Annotated in this window: 23 protein-coding genes and 1 pseudogene; 1 reads left to right on the top strand and 23 read right to left on the bottom strand. The window is 61.8% G+C overall.

Going from position 1 to position 15307, the window contains the following annotated elements; genetic code table 11:
* Positions 1-77 precede the first annotated feature (77 nt).
* Positions 78-1646: a recombinase family protein gene (locus BGM09_RS32710; RefSeq protein WP_188285358.1), complete on the top strand. Its 1569-nt coding sequence runs from the start codon at positions 78-80 to the stop codon at positions 1644-1646.
* Positions 1647-1689: 43 nt separating this feature from the next.
* Here the strand turns inward: BGM09_RS32710 and BGM09_RS32705 are convergent, their stop codons facing one another.
* The 23 genes and pseudogenes from BGM09_RS32705 to BGM09_RS32595 form a co-directional block, all read right to left on the bottom strand.
* Complete coding sequence (locus BGM09_RS32705) at positions 1690-1875, bottom strand: hypothetical protein (protein ID WP_188285357.1); 186 nt, start codon at positions 1873-1875, stop codon at positions 1690-1692.
* Positions 1876-1950: 75 nt separating this feature from the next.
* A complete protein-coding gene (locus BGM09_RS32700; protein WP_188285356.1) occupies positions 1951-2919 on the bottom strand; it encodes a hypothetical protein in 969 nt (322 codons plus the stop codon).
* Positions 2920-3213: 294 nt separating this feature from the next.
* Positions 3214-3471 (bottom strand): hypothetical protein, encoded by a 258-nt coding sequence (locus tag BGM09_RS32695; protein WP_188285355.1) that lies wholly within the window; start codon positions 3469-3471, stop codon positions 3214-3216.
* Positions 3468-3719, bottom strand: coding sequence for a hypothetical protein (locus BGM09_RS32690; RefSeq protein ID WP_188285354.1), 252 nt, complete (start codon positions 3717-3719; stop codon positions 3468-3470). The genes BGM09_RS32695 and BGM09_RS32690 overlap by 4 nt, the downstream gene beginning before the upstream one ends.
* Positions 3719-3952: a hypothetical protein gene (locus BGM09_RS32685; protein ID WP_188285353.1), complete on the bottom strand. Its 234-nt coding sequence runs from the start codon at positions 3950-3952 to the stop codon at positions 3719-3721. The genes BGM09_RS32690 and BGM09_RS32685 overlap by 1 nt, the downstream gene beginning before the upstream one ends.
* Positions 3953-4100: 148 nt before the next feature.
* The gene (locus tag BGM09_RS32680; protein ID WP_188285352.1) at positions 4101-5945 is read right to left on the bottom strand and encodes a DNA polymerase; all 1845 of its coding nucleotides are present in this window, start codon (positions 5943-5945) and stop codon (positions 4101-4103) included.
* A 217-nt stretch (positions 5946-6162) separates the two neighbouring features.
* Positions 6163-6351 carry a hypothetical protein gene (locus BGM09_RS32675; RefSeq protein ID WP_188285351.1) on the bottom strand — a complete coding sequence of 63 codons (189 nt, stop codon included), beginning with the start codon at positions 6349-6351 and terminating at the stop codon, positions 6163-6165.
* 91 nt (positions 6352-6442) lie between these two features.
* Entirely contained in the window at positions 6443-6877 is a 435-nt protein-coding gene (locus BGM09_RS32670; RefSeq protein WP_317452980.1) for a hypothetical protein, read from the bottom strand.
* A gap of 157 nt (positions 6878-7034) precedes the next feature.
* Positions 7035-9065 (bottom strand): ribonucleoside-triphosphate reductase, adenosylcobalamin-dependent, encoded by a 2031-nt coding sequence (gene nrdJ, locus BGM09_RS32665; RefSeq protein WP_188285349.1) that lies wholly within the window; start codon positions 9063-9065, stop codon positions 7035-7037.
* A gap of 15 nt (positions 9066-9080) precedes the next feature.
* On the bottom strand, positions 9081-9302 hold the full coding sequence (locus tag BGM09_RS32660) for a hypothetical protein (RefSeq protein ID WP_188285348.1): 222 nt from the start codon (positions 9300-9302) through the stop codon (positions 9081-9083).
* The gene (locus tag BGM09_RS32655; RefSeq protein WP_223187927.1) at positions 9286-9846 is read right to left on the bottom strand and encodes a hypothetical protein; all 561 of its coding nucleotides are present in this window, start codon (positions 9844-9846) and stop codon (positions 9286-9288) included. The genes BGM09_RS32660 and BGM09_RS32655 overlap by 17 nt, the downstream gene beginning before the upstream one ends.
* Before the next feature lie 5 nt (positions 9847-9851).
* Positions 9852-10658 carry a metallophosphoesterase gene (locus BGM09_RS32650; RefSeq protein WP_188285346.1) on the bottom strand — a complete coding sequence of 269 codons (807 nt, stop codon included), beginning with the start codon at positions 10656-10658 and terminating at the stop codon, positions 9852-9854.
* A gap of 62 nt (positions 10659-10720) precedes the next feature.
* The gene (locus BGM09_RS32645; RefSeq protein ID WP_188285345.1) at positions 10721-10876 is read right to left on the bottom strand and encodes a hypothetical protein; all 156 of its coding nucleotides are present in this window, start codon (positions 10874-10876) and stop codon (positions 10721-10723) included.
* Positions 10873-11163 carry a DUF3310 domain-containing protein gene (locus BGM09_RS32640; RefSeq protein WP_188285344.1) on the bottom strand — a complete coding sequence of 97 codons (291 nt, stop codon included), beginning with the start codon at positions 11161-11163 and terminating at the stop codon, positions 10873-10875. Before BGM09_RS32640 ends, BGM09_RS32645 begins: the two co-directional genes overlap by 4 nt.
* Positions 11160-11399 carry a hypothetical protein gene (locus BGM09_RS32635; protein WP_188285343.1) on the bottom strand — a complete coding sequence of 80 codons (240 nt, stop codon included), beginning with the start codon at positions 11397-11399 and terminating at the stop codon, positions 11160-11162. Before BGM09_RS32635 ends, BGM09_RS32640 begins: the two co-directional genes overlap by 4 nt.
* Entirely contained in the window at positions 11396-12061 is a 666-nt protein-coding gene (locus BGM09_RS32630; RefSeq protein ID WP_223187920.1) for a topoisomerase, read from the bottom strand. Before BGM09_RS32630 ends, BGM09_RS32635 begins: the two co-directional genes overlap by 4 nt.
* Positions 12062-12110: 49 nt before the next feature.
* A pseudogene (locus tag BGM09_RS39275) lies at positions 12111-12308 on the bottom strand (CHC2 zinc finger domain-containing protein); the annotation flags it as partial.
* Positions 12274-12423 (bottom strand): hypothetical protein, encoded by a 150-nt coding sequence (locus BGM09_RS32620; protein WP_188285341.1) that lies wholly within the window; start codon positions 12421-12423, stop codon positions 12274-12276. The pseudogene BGM09_RS39275 and the gene BGM09_RS32620, both read right to left, overlap by 35 nt.
* Positions 12424-12425: 2 nt before the next feature.
* A complete protein-coding gene (locus tag BGM09_RS32615; RefSeq protein ID WP_188285340.1) occupies positions 12426-12899 on the bottom strand; it encodes an endonuclease VII domain-containing protein in 474 nt (157 codons plus the stop codon).
* Positions 12844-13149, bottom strand: a complete 306-nt coding sequence (locus tag BGM09_RS32610; RefSeq protein WP_188285339.1) for a hypothetical protein — start codon at positions 13147-13149, stop codon at positions 12844-12846. The genes BGM09_RS32615 and BGM09_RS32610 overlap by 56 nt, the downstream gene beginning before the upstream one ends.
* Positions 13150-13216: 67 nt before the next feature.
* The gene (locus BGM09_RS32605) at positions 13217-13987 is read right to left on the bottom strand and encodes an AAA family ATPase (protein ID WP_317452981.1); all 771 of its coding nucleotides are present in this window, start codon (positions 13985-13987) and stop codon (positions 13217-13219) included.
* 140 nt (positions 13988-14127) lie between these two features.
* On the bottom strand, positions 14128-14922 hold the full coding sequence (locus BGM09_RS32600) for a RecB family exonuclease (protein ID WP_188285338.1): 795 nt from the start codon (positions 14920-14922) through the stop codon (positions 14128-14130).
* A complete protein-coding gene (locus BGM09_RS32595; RefSeq protein ID WP_223187919.1) occupies positions 14919-15227 on the bottom strand; it encodes a hypothetical protein in 309 nt (102 codons plus the stop codon). Before BGM09_RS32595 ends, BGM09_RS32600 begins: the two co-directional genes overlap by 4 nt.
* Positions 15228-15307 lie beyond the last annotated feature (80 nt).

Raw genomic sequence — 15307 nt, 5'->3', positions numbered from 1 at the left:
CCGCGCCGGGCAGTGGGGCGAAGGGGTAGAAGGAGCCGCGCTTGTATCTGGGATGTATACCGGCTAAGTTTCCGCAGGTGACAGCAGCGATAGACGCCCCCGCGACCTTCGTAGGTCGGGTCAAGCCGGTCCGAGTCCTCATCGGTCTACGCATCAGCTACCTGACCGATGAGTCCACGAGTCTCGAACGACAGCTCTTCGACGCTCGCAAGTACATCGCCGACAGAGCGCACCTCGGATGGGTGGAGGTGGGCGTTGCCCGTGACGCCCACGTGTCAGCAACCAAGCAGTCGCCCATGGAGCGAGCGGAGATGGGCCACTGGATCACCGAGAAGGCTCCAGACTTCGACCTCATCCTATTTTGGAAGCTTGACCGCTTCATCCGCAAAGTCATGGACATGCAAGACATGCTCCGTTGGGCGGAGGACCACGGGGGTAAGAGCTTCGCTTCCGTGACGGAGCCCATCTTTGACATGACGGGTCCTTTCCGGCACGTGATCATCGCCCTGTTCTCCGCGCTGGCGGAGATGGAGGCCAACAACACGTCCATGCGCGTGTCGTCCTTCCGAGAGAGCAACCGCGAGAAGACTCGGTGGGCGGGCGGCATGCCTGTATATGGATACGAGGTCTACAAGGGAGAGGACGGGGCTGCCTACCTCCGTCAGAACCCTCACCAGGTCAACGTTCTACGAGAGATCGTGAACCGACTTCTCACGGGAGACGAGTCCCATGCGGCCATCGCAGACGACCTCAACGCAAGAGGGGAGCCGACCCCCCGGGGGTCACGGCCGTCCAAGCGGATCGTGGAGTCAGGCCGACAGTACAAGTGGACGGCGGCCGGCCTGCGCAAGCTCCTGGGCAACGAAGCCCTCATGGGTTGGAAGATGGAGACTCGGCAGGTCGCAGGGAAGAAGTATTACGAGACATTCCCGATCATTACAGGCGAAGGGCAGAAAATACGCGTAGCCGATCCGATCTTCACAGAGGACGAGTGGCAGGCGCTCCAGGGGTACTTGAAGGACCGCACGTTTCACGTATCCTCACCCACCAACATCACGCCCTTCCTGGAAGTCATCCGGTGTGGGTACTGCAAGGGCAAGATGCGGCTCCACGTCATGAGAAGGACGCTGAAAGACGGCAGTCGTGCGGAGTACGCGAAGTTCAGGTGTGTCAATCCGCGCCTCGTAGACGGTCGAACCAAGAACGGTTGCGAAGAGCAGGTTTCTTGGGAGCCTGGCCGCCTCCTGGCCACGTTTGAGCATCACCTGATGGAGGAGTTCGGCGACCGCGATGTAGAAGAGCGCATCTACGTCGCAGGCGAGGACACCGAAGGACGGATGTCCGAGATCGAAGAGCTTGTGCCTCATCTCATGGCCGACATGGAGCCAGGCCGGCGCTACGGCACCCCTCTTATGCGTAAGACGGCGGAAGCCATGATTGACAAGCTCAACGCGGAGTACGCGGAGCTGAGCGGCAAGCCCACCGGTGATCGGTGGGAGTACCGCAGCCTCGGAAAGACGTGGCGGGAGCTGTGGGAGACCACCGAGCTGCCAGACCTTGAGGCCCTGATGCGCCGCAACGGCGTGCGCTTCTACGTCTATACAGATGAATTCGAACTTCACATACCAGAACGGCTCAAGATATGACAGAAACCCCCCGCCTCTGGCGGGGGGTTTCTGCTTAAGCGGACTAGTAGTAAGACGGGGCCGGCAGGCTCACAGGAACCCACTCATCGGCGAAATCGCCGTCGTCGATCACGTTCAGCTCAACGGACATCGGAAGCGGCTCACCATCACCGTTGTCCAGCTCGAACCCGTCCTCGTACGCAGCCCAGATCGCAGCACTGATGGCCTTGGCGTGCTCTTCCAGCGTCATAAGGTCTCCCATGATTAACGGCGGTATCCGCCCGATCGGTTGCGAACTTTCACTCGGCGTCGCCGCCGAGGGCGATCAAAAGGAAGCGGAGCGGAAGGGCGACAGATCGGCGGGGGCCGCCTGCTTGGCCTTGTCCTTGCTGCGGATGCTGGAGACGTACGCAGCGTTGGTCTCAACGCCGTTCTCCAAGAGCACCTGGACCACGTCTGCGTGACTCATATCCGCCTGGTGGGAGACCACCAGGCGGATGGCTGAGGACACAGGGAGGGACGACAGGGGCGGGTCCCAGTGAGAGTTTGCGGCCGAGCCGGACACCGAGAAGATGAGCGCTGGTTCACCCCCCTCGGGCACTACGCCCCACTCATGGTCACCGTCGATGGCCGCCAGGCCCGCCACGCTCTTACGCCTCTTCAGCCGTTCCACAAACCGGACCTCAGCCTTCGCAGCCTCCGCGCCTTCAAGACCGTGTTGGGCCGCGTCCACTGCCTTGGAGAGGCGCACGGACAACCGCGCCGCCTTCCGGTCCGCGGTGACCCGCGACAGCTCGTCAGCGAGCCGCACAGCCTTGTCAGTGGCCCGGCTCCGTGCGATGGCGGCGGAGTCTGCACCACGTGCCCCCAGACCTAGGCGAGAGACGATCCGATCTCGGATCTCGGCCCACACGCGATTGAGGAAGCCGTCCGGCTTCGGTGCGTGCAAGGCGTCCAGCGACAGAAGGAAGTGCAGCAGCACCCCTGCCAGGACGGGTCCGAGAGCCACCCGCATGACGCCTCCGCCACCTCCCGAGACGGAGAACGCGGGAATCGCCTGGAGAGCGATCAGGCCATAACTGAACAGAAGACTCGCCTTGGTCTTGGTGGCCCAGGCATGCAGGACCAAGGCGACAACAGCCAGCTCCGCAACCCCGGTCAGCAGACCGCGTTCTGTGACAACGGTGATGCCGAGATGTTCGCCGACGTACCTGTAACTGGTGTTGGCGCTCATCCCGAGCGCGATCAGTGCCGGAAGCGCCAGGCCGGCGGTTGCAGCTCTCTCCTTGCTCACGTCTCCCCCATATCCCAGCTCAGACTTCCGGTGCCAGGTTCCGTTCTCCACAAAAAGCGGTGCCCACCCACCGCCTCAAGGCGAGGCAGGCACCGATAACAGGGCGCGCAGGTCATCTGGAATCCTCCCGGAACTCTCGGAGCCAGCGGCGCTCTTCGCGCCTCTTCGCTCGGCGCTTGACCATCCGTCGTTCCGTGCTTTTTGACTTTCCCCCGCCGTAGACCGATGTAGGCGGATCGATAGAGCAGCATTCGCAGTAGTAGCGGAGTTCCCGAGATTTCCTTAGCATTCGGCTCAGAACGGTGGCACCGCAGGGTCTATGTGATCAGCGGCCGAAGACGCCGCCCAATCTAGGTGGGCCTCCAATACGCCGTGCCGCTTCAGGAAGGTGGTTTCGGATCGGATCTCCTCGGCCAAATGATGCGCGATGGCATCCCACGCCACTGCCACCAATTCAGCGAACTGGTTCTGACTCAAGGCCGGAAATCCCAGCCACTCCGGAACGTCGTAGACAAGCCTTGTGACGCTGGTAGGGATGTTCTCCGCCCTCACACGGCCCCCTTCTCGATCAGGTCGGCAGCGTCGTTCAGTGCGTCCCACGTCCAGAAACAAGTTTCACAGCACTTCGGCGGCTCCGACTGCGGACGGATCTTCCGGGCTGCGTCGGTCGTGGCGATGTTGGCGATGAAGTGCAGCAGGTCTAGGACCAGATCCCCCGCCAGAGATCCCAACTCAGGCCGGAAACACAGCTTCAGGAGGTTGAGGGAGTAAACGTACTCTTCTTCGGATCGGATGGTCATCAGTCTTCTTCCTCATCGTCGGCAACAAAGGTGACCGGGGTCATTTCGAGAGCCCAGTATTCGGCGGCGAACGCCTTAGCCAGATCGGCTGGCACACCGTTGGCGATGGCCTGAACATAGACGATGCCGGCCACTTGCCCGACCAGTACGGCAGCCGCCGCGCGCTGCTGCATGAGCGCGTCGTTGAAATCCTCGTTCAGACCTTTGATCAGTTCTTCGAATCCGTCTTCCATCACGGCAACCTTTCTGCGTCGTTGTTCTCGGCACATCCGGAACACAAACCGGTTTCGACCCCGTCTAGGTCGTAGAGTCCATCTGCGTCGCTTTGCTGGCACCATTCGCAGTCAAGGAGATCGTCAAAATCTTCGTAGTCGTCATCCATCAATGCTTGGAGTCCTCCAGGTCCAGAATCGAGCCCCAAGAGCGCTTTCCGATCTCCCCGTCAGCAGGCACAAGAAGCCCCTTAAACGTGAATTCCATGATTCGGGCAGCCTGCTCGGTCAACTCCCGTGCCCGATCCTTCGGGAAGCTGAAGACAATTTCGTCGTGGATCACCAGCCGCATCCACGGCGTGAATCCGGCCGCGTCGAGCCGGAGCACAGCGCGAGCGGTGATGTCCCGGGCAGACGACTGGATGTAGTAGTTCAGGGCCGCGTACGGGCGGGCCTTGTCCACTGGCAGGCGCCGGCCGGTCGCGGTGTAGATGTAGCCGGTACGCCTGGCCTCGTCCATGAGCTTGTTGGACAGGGCCTTGGTGCCCGGGTACGCCTCCCAGAACGCCTTCACGGCTCGCTTGGCGTCTTCCTCGGGGATGTCCCACTGGGTAGACACGGCGTTCCAGCCGCCACCGAAGCACACCGTAAAGTTGGTGCCCTTGCCGGCCTTGCGTTTGGGGTGTTTCTCGGCTCCCTCAGGCATTGGACCGAAGGCCGCAATAGCCGTGAGGTTGTGCAAGTCCTTGTCGTGGTGGAAGGCGTCCAACATGGTCGGATCACCCGATGCCGCCGCGAGAACCCTCAACTCCATGTTCCCGAAGTCGATGGAGGCCGAGACGTGCTCTTCCTCCGCCAGGCAGGACGACCGGACGTAGCCGGTGCCGGCCGGGAGAGTCTGAGCCGCCAACGAACCGTTGATTGACATCCGGGCCGTGCGCGCCTGGAGCGGATTCACCGAAGGGTGGATACGGTTCTGGGAATCCATCCCCGCGAGGATGTTTTCAAACCAGGTCTTCCGCTTCTTGGAAGCGGACTTGGCTTTCAGAATGGCCTCAGCCAGAGGGTGAGCAACCTTGGCAAGGATTTCCTCGCCGGTCTTGATCGTTCCTTCCGGATTGTTCTTGCTTGGTGGAGTCCGTTCGGTGAGGTGAATGCCTTCCTTCGCGAAGGCTTCAACGATCTGAGCACCAGACCCCAGAAGCTCGATGCCAAAGGAGTGGACAACCTCCATCCATGTGGACTCCTCAATTTTCAGCTCAGCTATTCGAGCCTTGACGTACGGCACGTCTACCAGGTAGCCGGACCGCTCCAGCTTGGCTGTAACGTGCGCCAGGCGGTGTTCCCACGCGAACAGGCCCTTCTGTCGAGAACGGGCCGGGATCTTCGGGAACGTGATGCGGAACAATCGGAAAGCGAACACCGGGTCCATACCCGCGTACAGCAGATACTCAAGGTCGAACGTCTCGACTGTGGACCAGATGTCTTCCTTTTTGACCTTGTAGCGCTTGGCTATCTTGGTCATGGAGCCCTTGACCTCTTCGGCCAGAGCCCGGTCAATGTAGAACCTGACCAGCTCTTCCAGCTTGAGACCGGGGCCGGCTTCCTTCACCTGCCTGGGGTCTACCAGGTGAGCGGAGATTTTGGTGTCCAGCATCTTCGGCGCAAGCTCTTCCAGCGTGACGCCAAGGGTTGCCTCCACCACGTGCTGATCAAATGTGCCGTTGTGGGCGACAAGCCGTTGGGCGTGCCGTAGTGCCCACTTAACAGCCTCGCCGAACTCGTGGTTGGCCTCGACCGGCAGAACCCATGCCTCGTTTGCATTGCCGAACTGGGCTAGGCGGATACGGAAACCGCGGTCCGCATTCCACCAATCCAAGCCGGTCGTCTCCGTGTCGAACCCGAGTACCGGGTTGACCTCTACGAAGTCGATGAACGGGGCCAGGTCCCAAGTCGTCTCGCATACATGGATCTTGACCGTCTGGCTTTTGATCCTGCACTCAAGCTCGATCAATGGGACCTCCCCCGACGAACGAATGGATTAAAGGGCCACCTCACAGATGTGTTCTCGGGTGACGTGGAGCAGGTCCAGAAGAGTGACCTCGTTGCCGGGGCAGCAGTCACAACCTCCGCAGGCGACGCATACGCCGCACTCCAGGCAGTTGATATCGACTGCGCCGCCCTCCACGCCGACGACCTGAAATTGCTCTGGGCTCACCGCGCGGTCACTTTCATACGTCCTCCTGGAAGACGTACTGGCCGGTGATGTCGATCAGGTTGCCGACGACGTACACCCGGAGATGCGAGGTGTCCACGTAACGGCTGCCGATAAGGCCCTTCACCATCCGACTCACGTGCTTGTCGGAGTAACCGGGCCGGGCGTCGTGGTCGTCCAGGACGACCAGGTAAGGCGGGAGCATTAGGGGGCAAACCTTCCGTGAGCGTTTAGCCGGGAGGCCGGGCCGGAACCCAGCCTCCCTAGTAACAAGTTTTGGTGCAAAAAAGGAGGCCCTACTTGGCCTTGTACGAACCGTCCTTCTGCCGCCACAGGGGCTCGCACTGGTCAGACTTCTCACGGGCCTGGCAGAACAGGGCAGCCCAGTCGTTCTTCTCGACCAGCTTGCGGCCGTGCGGGCAGTCGTCGTCCGCAGCGGCAGGGGTGGCCTTGTTGGTCACCTTGCCGTTCTCGAACCGCTTGGGGGCCGAGCCACTTCCGGCCGCCCCCTTGTACTGGCCTCGGGTGTACTCGGCCGCCTTAGCGGCCAGGTCGATGAGGCCAACGCTCCTCATCGCGGTCAGCAGCTCGGCACCGCGCTGGGCGGTCTCCTCGGCAGTGTGGCCGTAGACCTTCGGCGTCAGCCACTCGGCGTCGAATCCGTTGGCCGCCTTCAGCGTGAAGCCGATGACGAATGGGGCGGGGCCGTTCTCGGTGGAAGTGTTGGTCACAGGCGTCTCCGGGGTTTTCGGGTTACTCTCGGGCTCATCCCATGGAGAGCGAGAGTCGAACGGGTCGGGATAAGTCATTGGGGCTTCTTTCCTTCCCTCTGTTATTCAGTGTGACACCATCGCTCCCCAGTAACAAGTAATGGGGTAGTGAAGAGAATCACACGGGGCAACCGCCCCGCGCGCAAAACTCCTCGTATGAGGTGTCAGCAACATTGATGCCGAGGGCGTAAGCCTTCTCCAGGTATTCCGCTTTGGAGATACGCTGGTACGGGGCCTGGTCCCGGCTCATCTCGGGGAAGATGGTCGTGCCCTTGAGTACCGGCATGTAGTCCAGGAGGACTTCCGCCACCTGGTCCACGCTGTACGCGGCTGGGTCCACGGAGGCTGTGTAGGAAACCGCTTGGTCGGCCCAGTAGGTCTGGTACAGCTCTTGGACTGCCAGCATCTCCCGAAGGTCGAGCTGGCCCGAGTGCTGAACGTAGGTGTCATCGAGCACCCGTGAAACAAGCGGGTCCATGGTGGGGATGCTGACCACCATCGTGTTGGCCGCGTAGATGCACGGTTCCACGTCGTAACCGGCCGCCTGGTACTCCTCGACCTGGCGAACTTCCACGGGCTCCAGCATGCTGAACCGGATTCGGCGGAGGAAGTAGTCCGCGAAGGGCGCGTGAACGCCCTCACCGCTGGCGCCGGCCAACTTGGAGATGGTCCCGGTCGGAGCGACGACCCTCGACTTGATCGGCCTTGGGATACGCAGTTCGTTGGCGTACTCCGCGGAAGCCTCATCCACGGTCTGGGCCAGGTCCACCAGGTCAGCGATGACGGTCCGGTCGTGCGACGCCTCGCTGTACCTGATCCCCTGTCCGGCCAGGTAGTCAGCGAATCCAAGGTGTCCCACACCGATGCGCCGGTACTTGGCGATGGCCTCAGCAGACTTCACGTCGGCGACGGCCGCAAAGGTGCCTCGGATCAGGTATCGCGTCACGAGCCGGTGAGCTTCGTGAAGAGCTTCGTGGTCCACCACCCCCGAGATGTCCACGAAGGCACCAAGGTTCACGCTGCCCAGGTTGCACGGCTCCCACTGGTTGAGTGTCGCCTCTCCGCACGGGTTCGTCGTGTAGGTGCCGTCGACCTCACCATCAGCGCTCAACGAACTGTTCCAGAAGCCCGGTTCGCCGTTACCCAAAGCACCGGTGGCTAGCTCCTCCAGGACCATGGCTGCCTGGGCCGCCTTCCACGGCTCCTTGGTCTCCTCGCCTCGGGCGTAGGCGATGAACTCGGTGTCCACCTCCACAGAGATGTTGGTCGTCCAGTGCTGGGACGCATCCTGCTTGGAGTACAGGAAGTCCTCGATCTGGCTGTCTGACCAATGCATGATCGACATGCGGGCAGAGCGCCGGACGCCGCCCGACACGATGCACTGGGCTATCTCGTGGTCAATCTCCATCGCGTCCAGGCCAGACAGCGGCCACCCGGCTGCCTCGGTCAGAATCTCGCCCACCCGGATGAGCATCTGGGCAAACGGGGCCGGCCCGGATGCTGTACCGCCGAAGGACCGGAGAGGCGCACCCTTCCGGCGGACGCGACTCACGTCGTACACCCGGTCTTCGTGCTGGGTGCGCTGATCGTGGGCCGTGGTGATCAGGTCACCGAGGGCGGAGGCCCAGCCGTCTCGGGAGTCCTCGACGCCGAAGGCGCCGAACCACGTGTATGCGTACTGCGAACTGAGAAGCCCCGCGGCCTTCATGTCCTCGTAGTCCGGGTGGTCCGGGTCGCACACGATGTGGACGCGTACCGCGTTCTCGACCTGGGGGAAGTCTCGGAGGTAGCTGTTGCTGTAGTTCGACCCAACGCCACCGCCCTCAGCGAGCCTCAGCAGAGTGAAAACGAAATGCTCGGCGGGACTGCCAGCGTCCCATCCCGCGGCCCAGCAGTTGTTGAGCGCGAAGTTGTTCACACCCGAGGACTTGAGATGTCGGCCGGCAGGCAGCACCCGGAAGGACTCGATCAGCGCCATCAGGGCGGCACGCTCGTCAGGCTCGATGTACCTGGGAGGAACGAGCTTGAGGTTGCCGTCCACGACCCGGGCCACGGTCTCCGGCCAGGTCTCAAGCTCACCGTCCGGCTTCTCGCGGCGATACGTCCGCTCGTAGACGATACGTGCAGTCTCGGTTGAGAATTCAGTCATACGGCCTGTCCTTCTTCAGAAAGGCGGAAGCGCCGGGAGTTTGACATAAAGAGCCTCGTGGAGGAAGTCAACGAGAGGCTTCAGATCCGGAGGGGCAAGCAGGAACTCATGGGTTCCGGTGTCGTCCGTGACGTTGACATAGGTCTTGGACGTATCCGAGTCGTCGTAGACAACATCGACGGAAACACTCTTGTCTACCCCGAACTCCCGCGTGTACTGCTTACGCGTTTCGATCACTCCAGCTCCCCTTCCGGTAGTTGCGGTTCATGGCGATGGCCAAGGCGTCAACTGCCCTGTTGCACATCTTGCGTTCGGCGTCGTTCCGGACGGGCATACCGTAGACATGCACGCGCAGGAGGACTTCCCGGTATCGGTCGGTCAGCTTTTGCAGGCCGGCTGATGCGTCAATCCGAGCGCTGGTGATGTTGTCCGTGATCCGGCAGCGGCTCAGATCGTCTTCTCTGCCGATGACAGAAGATATCTCCTCATCGGTGTAGATGAAGGACTTGAGCACCGTCCGAGCTTCATCGGGGGTGTAGTAGTACCGATCGTCTGTGAGGTCGCGGTAGTTCTGTTCCTTGGAGGCGTATGACTTCCCGGCCTTCCAGCAGACCTTCCGTACGAACTCGTCGTCGCCGGACTTCGGGCCGATGTATTCGGCCTGTTCGGCAATGTGCAGCATGATCTCTTGGTGAACGTCGTCTACCTCAACGACTTCCCACTTGGCGGCCAGGTCCCGCGCCACCCGCTGAGCAATGCCATTGACACGCTCCCAGTCCATCTCAGTCACTCGTTCACCTTCTTTGCGAATCGGCCGTTGCTGCGCTTGATCTCACCGAAGCGCTCGCCCTCCACGACAAAGCTCCCGTCGTCCTCGACTGGGATCGCTTGCGGAGTCGCGGCGTACTTGCCGACGTAGAACAGACCGAAGCCCTTCTGCCAGTTGGCAGGACCGTTCTTGAGGTATCCGGCCTTGCGCACGTCCATGAGGTGACCGACCTCAAACCCATAGATCGTCTTCAACTTGCCGTTGAAGCCGGTCGTCTCAGGTGAGATGGCCAGCCGGTGAGTGTGGCCCATGACCACGGACACGCCGGCCTTCTTGGCCTTCATGGCTGCGGTGCGGCCGGCCACCTGGTTCAGACCCGGCGACTCGTGACCATGGATGGCAACCCATCCCGGAGCGAACGGGTAGTAGGGCGGGAGCTTCGCAATTCCGTACTTCCCGAACTCAAGCAGGTTCTCGAAGCGATAGAACTTGTCCTCTGCCGCAAGGGCCGGTGCACGGCTCTCCAGGTACTTCCGAGGCCGCTCGTCATGGTTGCCTTCCAGAATCCCAACGCCTCCGTCGTAGACGGCCCGGAGGGGTTCCAGGAAGTTCTTCTGGGTGTATTCCGAGTCTCGGATCACCCCGGCCTCGAACTCCGTGCGGGTACCGGCCGACCACCGTGAAGGGGTCGGGTAGTCCACCAGGTCACCAATCTGGATGACCATGTCCGGTTGGTACACGCCGATGAAGTCGATGACGTTCTTCACTGCGCGTTTGTCCTCAAACGGTGCCTGGACATCAGATATGACGACTACTCGCTGCATTGACTCTCCCTTCTGGGGTCAGGGAGAGGCGGCACTTTCCGCCCCTCCCGCGAACGGTGGTGTCACTCCGGGAAGCGGATCTCCGTGTAGTCGTCGCCGTCCGCCGAGTTGATGTCCACGTGCGGCGTGCCGAAGTCCTGGTCATCGAACGTGAAGCCGTCGTCCGACGCAGCCTGAAGAGCGGCTTCGATCGCCTTGCGGTGCTGGTCCATGTTCATACGGCGTTCTCCTTCTGAACGTTGATGCGCTGGATCTCCCGGTTGAGATACCAGGCGGCCTTTTCAAGGTCTTGTATGCCGACTGCACTTTTGCGGCCGGCACGGGCGATGTACTTGATGGAGTTGCCGAGGTTGAAGTTCAGGTGCTCGGCCATGTCGATCACCTCGAAACCGTTCGGCAGCCAGGTGTAGTGACTCGGGTGGTTGACCGGGTCGCCTTCCCCAGTAGCAAGTTCCGGGGCAAAAAAAGAGGCGGGATCGTCCCGCCGCCAGAACCGGAGCCTCACTCGGCGCCGTCCTCCAGCGCCTCCAGCTCGTAGTCCGCGAACCAGAAGCGATCCTCCGGGGACTCACCGTCCAGGATCACGTCAGTGGCCTGGCTGCGCTCGGAGAAGTTGGCCCGTCGCACGGTGCCGGTCATGCCTCGCGCGTCACCCCCGGCGATGATCCGCACGCGGGTACCGTCCGCCCACTTGCTCTCTCCGCCCGCCAGAGTGACCAGAAGTGCTTCGATGTTGTTCACAGTCCGAGCTTCTTCCTGTACGCGTCCGCACCTTTGGCGTGAACGAATGAATTGATGTCGTGGTCAGCTCCGAGGAGGATGACCTTGCCGTTCGGCATCTCGGCCGCCATCTTGTCGGCCGCCTTGATACCTGGGTCGTCACCATCAGCGATGATGAACACGACCTCGAATCCGACCAGGGCCGGAAAGAAGTAGTCCCGCCAAGCGGACGTTCCCTGCTTCCCCACACATGGGACGCCGGCGAGTTCGGACGCCTGAGTGTCGAACTCGCCTTCGCTGAGCGCGATGTACGGGCTCGGCGAGATCAGCGCTGCGGTGTTGTACATCCGGGGATGGTCGCCCGGGAGACTCTGGTACTTCCCATGCCCCACGTGGTTTTCCTTGCGGGTCGGAGCCAGGTACTCCCCGTTCCCGTCCTTCACACACTCGTCAGCGATACACCGGAATCGGACTGTCGCGACGAACTCCGCGCCGGCCGGGCGCAGATACGGAATGACCAGCATTCCGTATCTGCGCTCATCCCCAGTGAGAGCCGAACCGACGTAGCCCATCCCGAACCGGCTCGACACCTCCCCCAAACCTCGGGCGGCTAGGTACGCTTCGGCGGGGCTCCCCTTGAACTGACTGTGGTACGCCTTCGCGGCCTCCGCCGAACCTTTCATTTGCAGATTCCTGGGCCTTTCGGAAGCCAACCTCATCCTCTCTCATGATCACGTCCAGCGAATCTTCGGAGATGTCGCACACGAAACAAGACCAGCGATTGTTCTCCGTGTTCACTGAAGCACTCGGATTCGAGTCCGGGTGGAGAGGACACATCACCTTCTGCCACCCGTTCCGATCTTTCAACTCCAGGCCGTAGTACGCCAGGAAGACTTCAGCGATCGGAGGCTTCCACAGGAATTCGCTCACCGGACGGTCCCAGCTTGTAGACGGTGACGGGGAACTCGTAGCGACGGTAGGCACCGAGGGCGGAAGCGCGGTTGCCCCGCCATTCCTTCGTGTCCAGCTTGATCGACTGCGGCATGCCTATTCCTCACGGTTCTCGATGTGATACCTCGGCCCGAGGAACCTCAGGGCCGGCGGGGCTTCCAGGTAGCCAGCGGCGTTCCGCAGGACGGCCGGACTGTTGCGCGCGGCGGTCAGTAGCTTCCGGTTGCACAAGCGGCAACACAGGCCGCGTACAAGGCCGGTGGCATGGTCGTGGTCCACGTCGAGCCTGGTTCGTCTCGTCTGGCCACAGATGGCACAGACGCCGCCCTGGGCGGCGAACAGCACCTCGTACTCCCCGGGACCCAACCCGTAGGTCACTTGAACTCTGCGGTCATGGGTCGCCCGGCTACGGGACTGCTTGCGACAGGCCGAGCACGTCTTGCCCCGAGGGGTGAAGAACCGTTCCGCCCTGTTCCGACTGCACCTCACACACTGCCGCTGGCCCCTGCGGGGCTCAGACACGCGCCCCCCGGAGAGTTGACTCCAACCGAAGCATCTGCTTGGTGTCATGCATGCCGGCCACCAGGTTGCGGAGCACCTGAATGGACATCAGCTTGACGTTTCCCCCGAACGAGATCACTACCGACCGGATGCCCTGGCGAGGCTTGGACAGCTCCCGCAGCAGCGCCTTGAGGTCCAGCCGCCGGGTGCTGGTGACCTCGACAACCAGGGAAACCCGCCCCGTCCCCCGAGCCTCTTCCTTGCTGACTCCCGGAACGAGTTCCGTGAAGTCGAGTCCCACCGTGAAGCCCTTTTCCATTTCCCCTGCCCTCCTGTTTTTAAGCTTACGCCCATCGTTCCCTAGTAACAAGTGCGAGCGATGTGAACTAGAACTCAGCGAGAGTGTCCACATCGGTCAACCGCATGTTGTCCCGGTTGAAGTCGTAGGAGGAGAACGTCTCGCCCGAGGAGTCCTCGAATCCCTCGCGGTTCTTGACGGGGCTCACGTTGAGGATGCGGCTGTCCATGCCGTCAATCTCCTTGTGAATGGTCAGGATCAGGGACGGAACTCGCCCGATCTTGCCCTTGACGCCAGACAGCGGGATCGGCTTGAGGCCATCGGAGAACTCGCCAACTACGTGGTGCAGAGCGGTCACGTGTGCCTTGGTCTCCCGAGCCATCTCAGAGAGGTAGTCGCACATGGACTCCAGGCCGAACGTGAAGCCCTCGGCGTCCGCCACAGCCCCACCGTCCACGTTGGTGATGTTGTCCACCACGATCAGGTGAGGGAAGCAGCCAAAGACCTCGTGGTAGCAGGCAAGGTCTCGCTCCAAGTCCTTCGGCGTGGGCCGGGCGTTGAAGTTGAACCTCACCCACCAGCGCTTTCCAAGGTGCGCGTAGTAGGCCCCGAAGTCGTCGCCTATCAGCTTCCGCTTGATGGTCCGGACGTTCTCCCCTGTGATGATCGCGGTGGCCCGGGTGATCTGGGTTGCAGCCCCCGAGTCGGCCGAGAAGTACAGGACCGGCAGGTTCCCGTACATTGCCAGGTTCAGCGCAAGGAGTGACTTGCCCGTTCCCGGACCGGCCGCGATGAGACTGAACTCCCCCCGGCGGAACTCGACTTCATGCCGCTTGAGTCCCCCGAACGGGCTGGGGATCGGCTCCCCCGCAGCCCCCTTGAGACCTACGGATTGAGTAAGACTATAGATAACGCCTCCCTAGTAACAAGCGGTGAGGGATAAAAAATGCCCGCTTCCTGCGGGCCCGCCCCTGCCGTTAACCATACGCGCGTCTGTCCCTAGTAGCAAGTTCTGTCGGATGAAAAAGAGCACTTGTGCTTCATGTCGCAGAAGCGGCAGGAGAACCCCGGCTTGGGTTGGAAGTCGCCAGCCTTCACTCCAGCATCCATCACGGCGTACCGCTCACCCACCTGTTCAGCCGTCACCTGCCTCAGCTCGACGGCACGCGACAGACCGCCGTTCTTGGCCAGGTACCAGTCACCCTTGGTGACCGTGGCGCCGTATCCCGCCCTCACAGCGACCGCATACGTCTCAAGCTGGAACCTGGACCGCATGGTCCCCGTCTTGAGATCCCTCACCCGAACCGCAGCTTCGTCGTCGGCGATGAGCTGGTCTATGTAGCCACGGACCTTGACGCCCCCCAGTTCCACCATGAAGTACAGCTCAAGGGCCGGCTCACCCGCCGGGGTCGCCCAGACCTCCGGCTGGGTCCTGTTGGCCCACTCGACGTACTGGCGGGTCTGCTCCTGCCCCAGTACGTACCGGCGCTCGATGTCGTCGCCGCCGGAACCCGAGGCGCTGAGCCACCGATTCGTGTTCGGCTCCTCGTCCAGGGCCTCATTCACCAGCAGGCCGTACCGCTCATTGAAGACCTCCACCGTCTCCTCGGGGGTCATCGTCCGCTGGGATCGCTCCCACTGCTCAGCAGCATGGTGGAAGGCCGTTCCGTGGTGGCTCCAGGCGGCAGGCAGAGGAGTCACCCTCTCGATGCGCTGGAGATAGAACCGGTGACCGCACTCCTCCCACTGCTGGGTCTGGGAAACGGACCGCGGTTGTGTGGCGATATCACTCATAGGGCAACCTTCGGGCAGATTCGGACAAACGTAAAAGACTTACTCACCAGGAAGTCAGGGTGCGGATAGTCGTACTCCGCCCGCTCGATCTCAACTTGCTCGATCCCGCAGCCCAGTTCGCGGCAAAGCTCAACCAACTCCTCTTGCTCCTCCCATGACATCGCATCCCCAAAGACGATGTCGAGGTAGTCACCAACCGGTTCGGCCGTATAACGGTGAATCAGGAGTTCATCCCAGCGGGCGAGTTCCACGCCAAGGACGGTACTGGCTTCAATCTCGGCCTTCACCTCAGCAACCTTGGTCACCACGGAAAAGCTAAGAGCTTTGTGCATGTCCCCTCCCACGTACTACCGCGCGTGGTGCTCGATTGCGCGGGCAGATCCCA

Origin of the sequence: Streptomyces sp. CBMA29 (genome assembly GCF_014596445.1) — a bacterium.
Taxonomy (GTDB): domain Bacteria; phylum Actinomycetota; class Actinomycetes; order Streptomycetales; family Streptomycetaceae; genus Actinacidiphila.
The sequence above is the reverse complement of the archived record's forward strand: the minus strand, read 5'-3'. Positions and strand labels throughout refer to the sequence as shown.